The 14,639-nt window shown below is 54.9% G+C and carries 13 protein-coding genes; 3 read left to right on the top strand and 10 right to left on the bottom strand.

Annotated features, from left to right (window positions below; translation table 11 throughout):
- Window positions 1-52 precede the first annotated feature (52 nt).
- From ABIE32_RS19165 to ABIE32_RS19150, 4 genes are all read right to left on the bottom strand, one after another.
- Window positions 53-358, bottom strand: a complete 306-nt coding sequence (locus ABIE32_RS19165; RefSeq protein ID WP_429018455.1) for an ArsR/SmtB family transcription factor — start codon at window positions 356-358, stop codon at window positions 53-55.
- Window positions 359-527: 169 nt separating this feature from the next.
- Window positions 528-2,042, bottom strand: coding sequence for a tripartite tricarboxylate transporter permease (locus tag ABIE32_RS19160; RefSeq protein WP_429018452.1), 1,515 nt, complete (start codon window positions 2,040-2,042; stop codon window positions 528-530).
- Window positions 2,042-2,632 (bottom strand): tripartite tricarboxylate transporter TctB family protein, encoded by a 591-nt coding sequence (locus ABIE32_RS19155; protein ID WP_429018450.1) that lies wholly within the window; start codon window positions 2,630-2,632, stop codon window positions 2,042-2,044. The genes ABIE32_RS19160 and ABIE32_RS19155 overlap by 1 nt, the downstream gene beginning before the upstream one ends.
- A gap of 315 nt (window positions 2,633-2,947) precedes the next feature.
- Window positions 2,948-3,910, bottom strand: a complete 963-nt coding sequence (locus ABIE32_RS19150; protein ID WP_224151575.1) for a Bug family tripartite tricarboxylate transporter substrate binding protein — start codon at window positions 3,908-3,910, stop codon at window positions 2,948-2,950.
- Between the two features lie 158 nt (window positions 3,911-4,068).
- Between ABIE32_RS19150 and ABIE32_RS19145 the strand changes: the two genes are divergently transcribed.
- The 3 genes from ABIE32_RS19145 (at window position 4,069) to ABIE32_RS19135 (ending at window position 6,694) form a co-directional block, all read left to right on the top strand.
- Window positions 4,069-4,764 (top strand): response regulator, encoded by a 696-nt coding sequence (locus ABIE32_RS19145; protein ID WP_429018447.1) that lies wholly within the window; start codon window positions 4,069-4,071, stop codon window positions 4,762-4,764.
- A gap of 147 nt (window positions 4,765-4,911) precedes the next feature.
- Complete coding sequence (locus ABIE32_RS19140; RefSeq protein ID WP_429018537.1) at window positions 4,912-6,291, top strand: sensor histidine kinase; 1,380 nt, start codon at window positions 4,912-4,914, stop codon at window positions 6,289-6,291.
- Between the two features lie 10 nt (window positions 6,292-6,301).
- Entirely contained in the window at window positions 6,302-6,694 is a 393-nt protein-coding gene (locus ABIE32_RS19135) for an RNA-binding S4 domain-containing protein (protein ID WP_429018444.1), read from the top strand.
- Between the two features lie 98 nt (window positions 6,695-6,792).
- On the opposite strand, the gene ABIE32_RS19130 is transcribed toward ABIE32_RS19135, so the two are convergent.
- From ABIE32_RS19130 to ABIE32_RS19105, 6 genes are all read right to left on the bottom strand, one after another.
- Window positions 6,793-7,236: a type IV pilin protein gene (locus ABIE32_RS19130; RefSeq protein ID WP_429018442.1), complete on the bottom strand. Its 444-nt coding sequence runs from the start codon at window positions 7,234-7,236 to the stop codon at window positions 6,793-6,795.
- 14 nt (window positions 7,237-7,250) lie between these two features.
- Window positions 7,251-10,871: a pilus assembly protein gene (locus ABIE32_RS19125; protein ID WP_429018439.1), complete on the bottom strand. Its 3,621-nt coding sequence runs from the start codon at window positions 10,869-10,871 to the stop codon at window positions 7,251-7,253.
- 96 nt (window positions 10,872-10,967) lie between these two features.
- Window positions 10,968-11,801: a pilus assembly PilX family protein gene (locus ABIE32_RS19120; RefSeq protein ID WP_429018438.1), complete on the bottom strand. Its 834-nt coding sequence runs from the start codon at window positions 11,799-11,801 to the stop codon at window positions 10,968-10,970.
- 20 nt (window positions 11,802-11,821) lie between these two features.
- On the bottom strand, window positions 11,822-12,784 hold the full coding sequence (locus tag ABIE32_RS19115; RefSeq protein WP_429018436.1) for a PilW family protein: 963 nt from the start codon (window positions 12,782-12,784) through the stop codon (window positions 11,822-11,824).
- A 1-nt stretch (window position 12,785) separates the two neighbouring features.
- Window positions 12,786-13,454, bottom strand: coding sequence for a type IV pilus modification protein PilV (gene pilV, locus ABIE32_RS19110; protein ID WP_429018434.1), 669 nt, complete (start codon window positions 13,452-13,454; stop codon window positions 12,786-12,788).
- Window positions 13,442-13,999 carry a GspH/FimT family pseudopilin gene (locus tag ABIE32_RS19105; protein WP_429018431.1) on the bottom strand — a complete coding sequence of 186 codons (558 nt, stop codon included), beginning with the start codon at window positions 13,997-13,999 and terminating at the stop codon, window positions 13,442-13,444. Before ABIE32_RS19105 ends, pilV begins: the two co-directional genes overlap by 13 nt.
- Window positions 14,000-14,639: the final 640 nt, after the last annotated feature.

Raw genomic sequence — 14,639 nt, 5'->3', positions numbered from 1 at the left:
CAGCAAAAAAGGCAGCCACCGGCTGCCTTTTCACATTTTGCGGATGGAGCCTTCAATCTTCCATGGCAATCTGCAGACAGACGCTGCGGCACATCTGCACCACCTTGTCATTTGCAATGTAGTAGTAGATGCTGACCCCCTCGCGCCGCTTGCCCAGCACCCCTGCCTGGTACAAGGTGTTCAGGTGTTGCGACATATTGGGCTGCGTGGTGTTGATCGATGTCAGCAGTTCGGACACGTTCTTTTCACCATTGCACAGCGCGCTGATGATCTTGAGCCGCATGGGCGCGGCCATGGCCTTGAATAGCTCTGCGGCGCTTTCATACACGCCGTCGTCTTCCATCTCTTGCGATTCCATGCCCGCATTCCTTCCATCTGCAGCGACTGACCAGCTTTCCGGCCAGGCCACCATACCTTGCCGGTACACCACTATATAGCAGAGCCCATGCAATGGCCTGATGCCTTTGCACGCTCTCCATGAATAAAAAGGCGCCCGTCCGGGCGCCTGAAAGTAGATGGCCGATGCCTCATGCCGAAGCCGGCATTGCGGCCTTTTTGCTCCCTCTTGCCTTGAGCACGCGTGGAACAATCAGCACAGCCAGCACGATGATGATCAACGCCAACGACATGGGCCGCTGCCAGAAGATGCTCCAGCTGCCTTCCCCAATGGCCACGGCGTTGCGCATTTGCGCTTCAGCCAGCGGCCCGAGAATCATGCCAACCACCACCGGTGCAGTCGGAAAATCAAACCGGCGCATCACCACACCCAGCGCACCGATAGCCAGCAACAGGTACAGATCAAACGTGCTTTGGCGCATGCCATACGCTCCAACGGTCGCAAAGATCAGAATGCCAGCATACAGCTGCGGCTTGGGAATCTTGAGCAGCTTGACCCACATGCCCACCATGGGCAAGTTCAGCACCAACAGCATCACATTGCCGATATAAAGCGATGCGATCAGCGCCCACACCAGCGCAGCCGAAGTGGTGAACAATTGCGGACCCGGGTTGATGCCGTAGTTCTGGAATGCACCCAGCAACACGGCGGTGGTGTTGCTGGTAGGAATGCCCAGCGTCAACAGCGGAATCAACGCCGCTGTGACAGTCGCGTTGTTGGCGGCTTCCGGGCCTGCAACGCCTTCGATGGCGCCGGAGGTACCAAACTCTGCCTTGTCTTCGCCCTTGGCCAGCTTCTTCTCGGTGGCATAGCTCAGAAAGGTCGGAATCTCCGTACCGCCAGCGGGAATGCAGCCAAAGGGCGTTCCAATCACCGTGCCGCGGATCCATGCAGGCACTGAACGCTTCCAGTCGCGACGCGTCATGTGCACGCGGCCCATCTTGTTCTGCGAGTCACGCGTCTTGCCCTCGTACAGCGCGTAATACAGCACCTCAGCCACGGCAAACAGGCCTACCGCCACCAGCACGATATCGATACCGTCCAGCAACTCCGGTTTGCCCATCGTATAGCGGGCCGTGCCAGTGATCTGGTCCATGCCGATGCAACCAATGGCAAGACCGAGAAACAGCGCGGTCATGCCGCGCAGGCTACTCTTGCCGAGCACCGCACTCACGGTGGTGAAAGCCAGCACCATCAGCATGAAATACTCCGGCGGCCCCAGCTTGACTGCGAAGTCTGCAACATAGGGGGCGAACAGCGTCACCACCACGGTGGCAATGGTACCGGCCACAAAAGAGCCAATGGCCGACGTGGCGAGCGCCGCGCCAGCGCGGCCGCTCTTGGCCATCTTGTTGCCCTCCATGGCCGTCACCATGCTTGCAGTCTCGCCCGGCGTGTTCAGCAGGATCGACGTGGTCGAGCCACCGTACATTGCGCCGTAGTAGATACCGGCAAAGAAGATCATCGAGGCGGTGACTTCCACCTTGGCAGTAATGGGCAGCAACATGGCCACGGCTACTGCAGGACCGATGCCGGGTAACACGCCCACTGCCGTACCCAGCGCGCAACCGACCAGCGCCCACAGCAGGTTGACTGGCGTCGCTGCGGTAGCGAAGCCTTGGAGCAATGCGTTGAATATTTCCATCACAGCCACCCTGTTTCCGTCAGACCCGGCAGATTGATTGCCAGGAATTGCGTGAAGGTCCAGAACACCGGCGCGGAAATCACCGCTCCGGTGAACAGATCCGTGCCAATGGTTCTGGCGCTGCCCGCATGGGCTTGGCCAGAGGCGCGACGCAAGCCCTGTGTTGCCACGGCGTAGCACAGCGTACAGCTGACGATGAAGCCCAAGGTGGTGATGAGCGCCGCGTTGATGAGCAAGCCAGCACATACCCAGACCAGTGCGCCCCAGTCGCCGTGCTGCGCACCGTCCGGCGCGTCCAGGTGACGGTAGCCGCCACTCAGCGCTTCCCAGCACAGCCACAGCCCGCACAGACCGAGCACGCAGGCGGCCAGCCAGGGCAGGAAATCAGGCCCGACGCCGCTGTAACCGGCTTGGGATGGGATGTGCAACGCACCCCATGACAGCAGGCCCGCCACCACCAGCACAGCAATGCCAACGGCCAGTTGGGCCGCCGTGCTTGGCTGATTGGCGTGTTCAAAACCAGGCTCCGCGCCTGACGAATTATTGGCAGCGGTACCGGCCGCTGCATGGGGATCTGCCATTGGGCTCATGTCGGCGTCTCCTTTGTCCTTTGGAATGGTGCACGGCAATGTTGGATCATGGACTCTGGGGTGCAGGCGGGCCCGAACCATCGCCGCAGAGAAGCGACGCTGTGCAGCAGCAATGCAGTGCGCTGACCACATCGCATCTCAATCCACCATCGGCAGGCCGCCTGCCCACAATCCACAACCTGCTTCCAGCACCTGAAATCTTGAGAAAAACAAGTCCTGGCGCTTATCCGCCAAGCGCCAGCAGCTATCTTTTTAATAAACAGAGAATCTGAGAATTGCTCCTGGCGGAGCAGAACCGCCAGGGCAGCACAAGAATCAGGACACCATGCCTGCGCGGGTCATCGTGTCTTTCAGGCTGGCAAATTCCGTCGATACAAACTTGCTGAAGTCATCGCCCGCCAGCCAGGCGGCTGTCCAGTCGTTCTTCTTCATCGACTCGGCCCAGCTCTTGCTCTTCATGGCTTTGTCCAGCATGTCGATCAGATTCTTGCGCTGCTCCGCACTGATGCCGGGGGCACCATACACGCCGCGCCAGTTGCCGATCTCCACATCAATACCCTGCTCCTTGAGTGTGGGAACATCCACACCCTCCAGGCGTTGTGCAGCCGTGACGGCAATCGGCTTCATCTTGCCAGTCGAGATGTATTCGGCAAATTCGCTGAAACCGCTGCCTCCGACGGTGACATTGCCACCCAGGATGGCGGCAATCGCCTCGCCGCCGCCACGGAAGGCAACGTAATTGATCTTGGCGGGATCCACGCCCACCGCCCGTGCAATCATCGCAGCAGCAATGTGCTCGGTCGATCCGCGCGAGCCGCCGCCCCATTTGACGGAGCCCGGATCCTTTTTGAGCTGCGCCACCACATCTGCCATGGTCTTGAACGGCGAATTGGTAGGCAGCACAAAGACGTTGTATTCGCTGGTGAGGCGAGCCAAAGGCGTCGCCTGGTTCAGATCCACCGGCGGCTTGCCGGTGATGATGCCGCCCAGCATGACCGCACCCATCACCATCATGGCATTGGCATCGCCCTTGCTGCCATTGACGAACTGCGCAAGGCCAATGGCACCGGCCGCGCCGCCCTTGTTGTCGTAGGTGACCGAGCCAGCCACGCCGGCGTCCTGCAAGGCCTTGCCCAGTGCACGGCCCGTGGTGTCCCAGCCACCACCAGGGTTGGCAGGCAGCAACATTTTCAGATTTGCAGCAGCATGGGCGCTGAGCGGCAAGGCTCCGGCAGCAGCCAATGCCAGCATGGATTTAAGGAACTCGTCACGACGCATGATTGTCTCCTTGGAAGATGTTGTAGATGAACTGATGATCGTGGCAATACCTGTCAAATGGCTGTCACGCCTGCGCTGATTCACTAGGGGAAACACCAAGAGATCGGGGGCCGCACCCACGGTACGAACAGCCTTCAATATGGTGCAAACTTGCTGGCATGCACCTGCTTTTGATCGAGGACGATGCCACCATGCAGACCACCCTGCAGCGCACATTGCAGCGGCGCGGCATGGATGTCACTCCCATTACCGACGGCGCAGCCGCGCTGCATGCCTGGCGCCGGCTGCGGCCCGATGCCGTACTGCTGGACCTGAGCCTGCCCAATATGGATGGGCTGGACATCATTGCCCAGGCACGAGCAGAAGGCCTGGCCACACCCACCCTGATCCTGACTGCGCGCGGTACGGTAGGCGACCGTGTGCTCGGCCTCAATTCCGGCGCTGACGACTATCTAGCCAAGCCATTTGACCTGGATGAACTGGAGGCCCGCATCCGCGCCCTGGTGCGGCGGTCGCAGCCCACTGCACCAGACAGTGCCACACCCGCCACAACGGCCGCCGGGAGCCTGCGCTATGACAAGTCCGCCGAGGCCTTTTACTGGCATGACGCCATATTTGAGCTGACACCAAGGGAAGTCGCCTTCCTCAAGACCCTGATCCAGCCCATGGGCCAGGCTGTCACCAAGGAGCGCCTGTTCGCCGCCGTGTTTGCTGGCGAGCCTGACGTGCAGCTCGAAGCGGTCGAAGTCGTGGCCTACCGTCTACGCAAAAAACTGGCCCCTACCGGCATGCAGCTGATGACCTTGCGCGGCCTGGGCTACCTGCTCAAATCCGGCGGTACTCCAGCCGAATAGCATGCCACCTCGTACGACCTGCAAGACATGCCCACGCCAGCCAACACTGCAAAGCCAAGCTCCAGTAGCCCCCATACGGCCAGCAACTCGAATAGCTCCATCCGCCGAAATCTGTTGCTCGGTATTCTGCTGCCCGTGGTCATCTTCATGGTCTACAACACCAGCAGCCTCTACCAGCAGTCGCTCCAGTCCCTGAACACCGCCTATGATCGCAGCTTGCTGGCATCGGCCAAGGTAATTGGTGAGCAGTTGACCGTGCAAGGCTATGACGAACTGGCCATTGTCGAATCCACCGTCCCCTACTCCGCCCTGGAGGCCTTTGAGGCGGACAACCAGTCGCGCCTGTTCTATCGCGTCTCCACGATGGCGGGCGAACTGATTGGTGGCTTTGCCGAACTTCCACTGTGGAGGGGCCGGATCGCCCAGCAGCCGCCCTATGCGGCACTGGTGGACTTCTACAATGGGGAGTTCCGAGGCATGCCTGTTCGCATTGCCGCGCTGCTGCAACCTGTAGCCAGCGCCAACGGACGCGGCATGGCCATCGTGCAGGTGGCAGAAACACTGCAGATCCGAGAATCCCTGGCCCGAGAGATTCTGCTGGGCACCTTGTTCAAGCAGGCGCTGCTGTTTGTCTGCATTGCATGTGTCGTCGTGTTCGTGGTGCGCCGTGCCACCCTGCCCATCCTGCAATTGAGCGAGCAACTCAACAGCCGCAGCAACGATGATCTGCAACCGCTGAAAGTGCCACCCGCCACCCCGGTCGAAGTACTGCCCCTTGTGGACTCCACCAACCACGCCATGGCTCGCCTGGCTCATCTGCTGGCACACCAGAAACGCTTTGTGCGCGATGCATCGCATCAATTGCGCACGCCACTGGCTGTGCTCAAGGTTCAAGTGCAATCGGCCCTTCGCGGCGATGTGGAGCCACTCCAGGCCTTGCACGAAATCAACAGCACGGTGGGCCGCGCAACCCAGTTGGCCAATCAGATGTTGTCGCTCGCAAAAGTAGAGCAGTTGCAGCAGTCGGAACAGGCACAACCTGTCAGCTTGACCGAGATCGTGCGCGACATGGTCATCGAGCTATCACCCTTGCTGGCCGAAAAGAACCTGCAGTTTGAACTGGTGAGCGAAGAGCTGACGCTGCTGGCCCACCCCTGGATGCTGCGTGAGCTGGTACGCAATCTGCTGCACAACGCCATACAGCATTCACCGCATGGTGCGCCCTTGCAGATCAGGTTGGCCATTGAAGAGAATCACCCGATTCTGCGCGTCAGCGATTGGGGAGAAGGCGTATCCCCGGCGGTACAGACACGCCTGGCAGAGCCTTTTGTCAGCGGTACACCCAATGGCGGATCAGGCCTGGGCCTTGCCATTTGCCGCTCCATCTGTGATGCGCTTCATGCACAACTGCACTTGCGTAACCGCCATGGCAACGGCGCCATTGAAGGATTCGACGCTGTAGTAGAGTTTGCTTTAGTAGCCAACACATCCCCACCTTCCTCACATGTCCATATCCGACACCTCTGACAGTGAATCCATGCGCATCGACAAATGGCTGTGGTGCGCGCGCTTCTACAAGACACGCGCCATCGCGGTGGAAGCCATCAGCAAAGGCCATGTGCGCGTCAACCAGACCAGCGCCAAGCCTGGCAAAGAGGTAAGAGCAGGCGATACCGTGGAACTGCAACAGGGCAACATCCCCAAGACTGTGGTCATCGCCGCCATGGCCCGCACCCGGGGGCCCGCTCCCGTCGCACAGGCGCTTTACACCGAGACTCCCGAGAGCATTGCGCAGAGGGCCGCGCTGGCCGAACAACGCCGCCTGGCCCCCGAACCCGCCAATACGCTCAAGGATGGCCGTCCCACCAAGCGCGACAGACGAGAGTTGCAAGGACTACGGGATTGGGGGGATCGGTGGAGTGCGGAGTGAATGGCCCAAAATAGCCTTTGAGCCTTCCTTTAAATGAACTAAATATTAACCACTCAATCTTTTTTGAAATAAAGGCAATTAGCTTTTAAAAAATTTTACTACTTACCCCAGCACTCAGTAACAATAGCGCCTGATGTAACATCCTTCGCCCCTCTTAGGCCTGTATTAGTGAGCGTGTAATTACCACACTTATCATTGGCTTGCGATCCTTTGGGGGTTGCTGTCAAAGTAAAGGCAACTCCATCAGTAGATGCCGAACTGATGGTATAGCGATCTGAAGGTGTTTTAGAGTAGTTATCAGGAAGGCCGTTTGAAGAGAAGTTGGCCGCGAGAGGATAGGTTCCTGTTGCCGTAGCCGCCCGCTCCATCCATTGAGCAGCCTGCAGCAAAGCAGCGCGCCCTTCGGCCCTGTAACCGCGACGAATATATTCGTTGTAACTGGGCATTGCAATGGCTGTGAGAATGCCCACCACCGCCACCACGATCATCAGCTCAATCAATGTAAAGCCGCGTTGGTGCATCAGCCTGTTTCTCTTTTGCATTCTTTGGCCTCCACTCATTTCAGTTGACGCCAGCTCGGACGCAGCGATTGCTCAGGCATGCGCAGAATGCGTTCTGCGTCATCGCGCAGGCATTTTTCACCCCTACACGTACTCACATCCAGCATGACGGTCTCGGACGATGCAATTTGCGAATGCGAGCCCTTATCCACCTGTACCCGCGAAGCATTGTCGTTGTCCGCAGCGCTATAAGTACCATTGCCTGCTGCATCAATCAGCTGAATGCTGGGCTTTGCTCCATCCATGATATTGAGCATCGTGCGGTACTGACGCTCCGAATCGACCGAGGTGGATTCGCAGCTTTCTTTGGTCACATCCACATCCGAGCCTTTGGCCGGCACCTGGCTATACACCATCAAGATATTTGTGTTGTCATACATTTCCATGTTCTTCAGCAGCCGCTCACCCACTGCTGGCAAATCCATGTACCACCCGTTTTTCGCCGTCAACCAGTATTTGGTTTGCGTATCGTCTGTCTCATACAAAGCAACATCTTCCACGATGCGGCCAGCTCCCGCTGCGGCACCGGTGCCTGAGATATTGGCGGCTGCAATTGAACGCTTGACCAAGCCAGCCGTAGTCACACCTGTACCGAGGGCCGCAGGTGTTGGACATCCGCTGAATGTGCAAACCTTTAATTGCTTTTTCGTCTCATCAGCATAACGCAACTGATAACGGGTGTTATCCAGTACCGAGTACAAGGTCTGAACCTCGACACTGTTGGGGTCGTCTGTCGTCACATTACGCCCTGTGCCAAAGGACACCATCATGCCACCCACAGCCTCCACCTTGTCAGCCTTGCAAGACTTGATACCACCCACCGTTTGAAACTCCAGGCATTTCTTGCGGTCATTGGCCCGCACGGTAGGAGCCACCGTAATGGGTTGAACATTGTTACGTGCGCTCGATCCCAAAGAGGACGGCCCGCGCGCGGTAAACAATGGATTACCGCTGAACGCAACTCCCCAGTCCCCAGCGCTGTCGCTCGTCAAGTCAAACTTCCATATATTACCCAGATTGTCACCAGCGTAAACAATATCGACGCGGCCGTCACCGTTCAGATCGATCAGTCGAGGCGCAGAAAGGCCATTGTCTTTCGCGTTACCAGTACCGGCAGTTGCTGTTGTAGTTGGAATCCGCAACAACTCTCGGCTACCGTCCAGATATTGCACCAACAATACTGGGCGTTGATTGGTGCTGTTGTAGCCATTTCCCATGACCGCCGCCCAGCGCCCATTGTTCATGCGCGTAATCTGAGTTGTTCGCATGGGGTCGTTTTCATCCAGCACTGGCTTGGCGATAATGTGCCCGATGTCCTTATCCTCATCTGCAGCTTTTTCGCAGAAAGTCTTCTCGGCTGAGCCATTGGTGAAGGAAGCGCAGTTGCGCAGATCAGCCGTTGCGCGTGTACGGTCCACCTTGACCAAAGTACTCGCATTGGTCTCTGCAAAACCAGGCGCAAGGGAAGCGCTTCCGGTCACTGGGTTCGTAACATCCAGTACAAAATAGCCCTTACCACCCGCGCCCAACGTGCCCACCAACAAGGTTCGCCAATCAGGCTGGTAAAAAGAGCTGCTGCCTCCGGTGATCACACCGCCCAATTCGACATCACCCGTCATAGGCGAGCCATCTACATAGTATTTATGGCTGTAGCTAGGGTCAGCCAAATCTTTCAACGACGCGATAACGCCTTGTGGGACGTAGGCGATTTTCTCGGCGCCGTCTGTAGCAGAAAATCCATGCAGCATGCCATCGTTGCCTCCCACATAGATCATGGGCGTGCGGTTCTTTTGCGCGCGCACAAAATTGCTATACCCCTGCAGCGCGTATGTGCCAGCTGGCGCACCTACATACCAAACACCGGAATTGATAATGTCGCCCTGAACACTTTCGCGCTTGCGAAATGGCTGAGTAGAAGTCGATCCACCATCTGGCGCTTCGTAGGCTCGTACTCCGCGGATATAACCCAATACATCTTGGCCGCTAGTGGCCAGTGGTGAAGCTGTATTCAAGCCTAATTTCGCATTTTGTGCCGTACTCAGATATGCTTGGCTGGTAGACCACTTAAAGGAGACGCCACCTTTTTCTATCGCAGCTGATCCTGCTGTTACGAGCTGGTCGCTCCAACTCAAAATTAAACGATTGTTTACATTAACAGCATCCAATAGTTGTGATGTATTTTTCCCGCTCCATCCTAGTGTAACAGTCCCATTTTTATTCACCGTTTCTGCTTTTACATAACCCTTCCATGCATTCAGGGGTTCATAAACGCCAGTATAAGTACCTACATCATAGCGAGAGGCATTAGAGCCGCTTGCCGCAGTCGATGTTGTCTCTCCTTCATTACTGGTGTTGATTTGTCCAATAATCTCACGGAAAGCTTTTTCCAGATCCTGGCCTGTCATTACGGAATAAAAGCGACCACGCCCATTCAAAGCCGCATGCCAAAGATCCAAGGCGCGGACATTTTCTCCGGTACTCATGTCCGGCCACTTTCGCGTACCTGTTACCAGATCAAGAAAGCTTTTATCATAGCCAAAAGGGACTTTTTGTGTAGGCGCAATGATGCTACTGGCCCCTGGCCAAGTGGTAGCATCATTACTAATACCAATAGTATATGTCACCATATGTGCCCAAGTGGCCGGATCGTAACGCGGGTTCCAATACCGATCCAGGGTCGCACTTTTACCAGCACTATCTACACCAAAATTTTCAGTTGCAGGCGCTTTTCTATAATCGGCACTCGGCTGAGCCGAACCAGTCAGACCACTTGTTTGCAACGGATTTGACCAACTGTAAAAGGCCCAATCTGCGAGGGTATTGCTGTAGGTATCGGCATACAGTTGGTTATTGGGCCTACCCGCAGCCGTAGTGCTGCCGTATACCGTTCCATCAGGCAACGTGATTGCTTTTGTATTGTCATCCCGAGAACCACCGGAAACCGTGCCATTCCATCGACCGTCAGTAAACATAATGTGGTAATTGCGCCGACATCCGAGATATTGGGTACTTGCCGCATCCGATCCGCCAGGATTGGTCGACCATGGGCTGCTCGCACTCAGACTCCGCCTCATATATGCATCTGCCTGACTGAACAAGAGATGAGATGGTGTTCCATTGACAGGCTTCAAGGAATCTACAAAGTTGAGAAAGTTCTTTCGCTGGGTGCCTGCTGTCGTCATGTCCCCTTGCAAGGGGCGCATGGAATTCGTCTTCATGGTGGCACTGTCGACGCTCTTCGCATCTGGCGAATTCCCGTTATTCCACATGGCTTGCCACGCCAGGCGGATTTTTTTATCAGGAAGCAGAGAAGTATCAGTAAAAACTTGCTTGAGTGCGTATTTCAACACATTGATACGCTTAGCTCTGGTATCCCATACCCCATTGGAGTCTGGCGCGGTAATAGTAGCCGAACCTACGGATGTATTGGTAATTTGCCAATCCATACTACCGGAATCATCAATCGAGATGATGACATTCGGGGCAACATAGGGTTCCTTGGTACCAGGAGGCCCACTGGCCAAATCAAGTGCCCAAGCCGCATGTGGAGCTGCTACCGCACAAGTTGCCAGTGCCAACAGATTTTTTCTAAAATGACGGGGGATTGTGCTATTCATGATTCCCATCTCTCTCTATCAATAATTTATTCGAAAAAATTTTTTATCGCTTGCACGGTATTGACTTATAAATTGATCAGTTCAGTGCAACCATTATCAGTCTTTAAGCTTTTGCCGTGCATAGGTCTGCTGCAATACCACCATGGAATTCTGTTTACGACCATAGGCAAGCGCTGTGGTGCGATAGATCACATTGGGGAGGAGATTGAGCGCGAGATAGTTATTGGCCGCACCAACAGACTTACTCCCATCAGGGTTGGTCGTTTCCGCCATGATCAAACCTGAGCTTTTGCTGCTTTCGTCATAGGGAAGAACTTCAACCCAATACCACCCGCCTCTGCCTGGCGCACTGCGGTCAGCCAAGATGGGATTGGCAGGCTCATCACCAGACCCCTTTAGTTTTGCCCCGGTAAACATGCCATAACGTGCACCAATGGTGCTGGCGGGACTGCCTTGGGTTCCCGTCATCTGCGCCAAAGTGATGCCTTTGGTTGAATCGCTATTGCTCCAGAAATCCTGCTTTCCGTTGCGTTTGGTACAAAGGCCATTGCGACACTTGATAGACAGCTCATCCAGATTCGCGAGGAGTGACCCGACGTCTTTTCCTTCCAGAGGAATCTGGTCCAGCGCATTATTACGGCGACATACCTTGTCATCGCTGCTGTCTGTTGTGCACTTGGACCCATCCGCATTCTGACCCCGAATATCAAGCTCTGCATCCTGCAATAGCGCCTGTGCAGCTTCAAATGCACGCTGGTAATCGGCGTCATTGCCTACAACCATTTCACCGAACAACGCGGAGCGCGACGCCCAGAGAGCCAAAAGCATTGACAGCATGACAAATACAATGACTACAAACAACGTGACACCGCGCTGATGCGAATGGCTCGGGTGACGCATATACCTATATATAAGAGATTTTTTTTGCATTGTTATTGCTCATTTCCCGCCTACAAAACACTGCCAACAAGTCCTTGGCTGCGTAATTGGTAGACATTACGAAATGTCATATGAATACGCCCTGCACGCGCAGTGCCCAACGGATTACCATTCATGTCAGAAGCACTAGCACTCGACATATCAACAGTGGAACCATCACAATCGGGGTAGTTGCTATTTTCAGGCAAGTCCATACGCTCATTACCAAACAATACCAAGCAAACCTCTACTCCAGTAACTCTCCCCCAATTCGCCCCCACGCCGGCAGCATTGACATACCGAATGGTTGGAGAGCCTGTTGAAGCATCGCTTTGCAGCAAATAGCGGACACTGAAGTTGGCAACGTTGTTTACAATCGACTGGGTGACCCCCAGGGTATTGGTACAGCGCAGATCCGTTCCATTGATTGAAAACCTGCTATCAAGCCTCATATAACTATTGTTATCTGCGCTGTCTTTGTCCTCCGGGCCACCTAGGCAATCGCGTGACAGCGACTGCGTCGCTGGGTCAGACGATTTCTCTGTAAAAACCGCTTCCTTATAACGACGGTAACCGAGATTGATGGAATTATCGTCACCACTAATGGTATCCACCTTCGGAGTAAACCCTCTATTTGCATTAGAAGATACCGCCTTGGTTTCAAATGCAACTGGCAATGCATAAAGATCAATATCTGTATTCGTGTTATTTTTCGGATTGAGATTGAGATACAGTGATCCGGCTTGTCGCAATTGCAAGCCAATTGTCCGAAATGCAAAGCCAGCCTGTTGCTGTATCAAGTTGGCATCGCTGACAGAGCCAGAGACACCTCGCGATACCATCAAAGCACCTCCAGCGACTGCAACAACCAGCAAGCCTATGGCAATACCAACCATCAGCTCTACCAGACTGACACCACGCTGGCTCCAAGCTCCTTGGTACCGCTTATTCATATGAATTTTAGGAAGATCAATCACAGCTACTATTTTTGGCATATTAAGTACCAGGACAGAAATAGCGAGTAGAAGAGCCAACGATGTATGGCGCGCAACGGGCACTGACTGGAATGTATTGCAAATGGCAGGTATAGCCATCCGGGCAGGCATTGGAAGTTTTATCCGCACCCGCTCCCGCACTCAGGGAACCGTCAGCGGCACGAACCTGGGTCGCGTCAGCCTGCTTCTTATCGTCCGATGAAAGACCAGCACGCTCATTCTCACGCCAAGCAATCATTACACCCAATTGGCGCCGTGTACCTGCAGTTGCATCTTTTTCCCCTGGCGCAATAAATATGCTAGCCTGACCAAGTGGCAAAGTGTTTTGTACCATCTCCTTCCAGAGGGCCAGATCATAAGTCGCCTGTGCAGAAGCATTACAACCAGAAGAACAATTACCCAGCGTTGGAAGGTTGGCGAAATTCGACACATAGCTGTCCAAATTGCTCAACGCATTGGGATTGATCTTCATGCGCTCGCTCAAATCCTCTATCAAACGAATAGCCTGCTCACGGCGCACCGTGTTTTGCGTGTCAGCGAGGGTACGTAATTGAACGCCAATGATCCCTAGAATACCAAGTGCTGAAACAACAATAGCAATCAGTGATTCAAGTAAAGTAATGCCGCGCTGGCGGTGATTTTTATTGGGCATTTTTTTCAGTCCGAACATGGAACATCTACGGCGGGAACTTTGCGAACACGCCCCCCTCGACTCATGCATAAGCCAATGGCCGAGGGGTCGGAGGCAGCCTTACCTTGCGGAAGGATGATGAACCCGAATGACGCCGCCGGCATACCCCACCGATCAAACGTGATGGATGCTGCGCTTTCAGAACGGGTTACTTGGATCTTGTTGGAAGTCAGAAATCCCTGCAAACGGGTATCTCCGCTATCGATGTCTCCGTTTGCATTAATGTCACTAAAAACGTACCAGCCACAATCCCAGTCGCTATTTCCACTGCCTAAAGCGCAACCATTAGTGCCGGTCGGCTCTTTCCGCAAGGAGACGTGACCACCTCTCTTGATGGCCTCCGAACGTGCGTAGTAAAGCGTTGACTGCAACCCTTCAAACGCCTGCATGGCTCGCCAACGTTCAATCAAACCAGTGAAACTCGGCGCTGCAATAGTGGCGAGTACAGCCATGATCGCGATCGTGACCATCAGCTCTACCAAGGTAAAGCCTGAGCTTCTCTTATGATGAAATTTATCGGTCATCAAATACGGTTCCCCGGAATAGCCTCAGAAAGGACCAAAGGCGGCAAAGTCAGATCCAGAGCGTCGGCCTGTGCTCGGGCCTTCCGCACGCCCATTGGCAGTGCCGCCTGCATCTGTGTGCCCCCCGGAACTCCAAAACCCCAGGTAAGAACAGATACAAGCGTGTTCGGGAGCGAAAAGTCCTTTAGCAGAGGGCCCGACCTCGTTGAGGACAAGATCATTTTTTCAAAATTTATGCAATTGATACATTAATCTTATCAACAATCATCTGAGCCTCTCGTGCCTTTCGTCAGCGGAACTCTTGCGTTGGTCGGACTGCAATGTCTTGTTTTCCATGGCCAGACAATCCTCGCGGTGCCGTCTTTCATTCTCCCGAGGATGCCGCTTCCCGTTTCGCTGTCCTCACAGCAACCGCTTAGACCGTGCCGGACTGCTTTATCAGCCAATGGATCCATGCTTGGAAGCAACAATTTTGGAGGAGTGCCGTCACACATTGATACCAGACGACAGGCGCCAGCTTGTGAGGGCCTATCCTTTGCATTGCAACGGCCTTGTTGCATAAATCGGTTTGGGACTGAGTCTCCCCAAACCCCAGACGTAGTTATGCCACGGCCACCGTTTGGGGCGTGCCCAGCTCGGT

Origin of the sequence: Comamonas sp. 4034, from assembly GCF_050434545.1 — a bacterium.
In the GTDB taxonomy this organism is placed as follows: domain Bacteria; phylum Pseudomonadota; class Gammaproteobacteria; order Burkholderiales; family Burkholderiaceae_C; genus Comamonas; species Comamonas odontotermitis.
The sequence above is the reverse complement of the archived record's forward strand: the minus strand, read 5'-3'. Positions and strand labels throughout refer to the sequence as shown.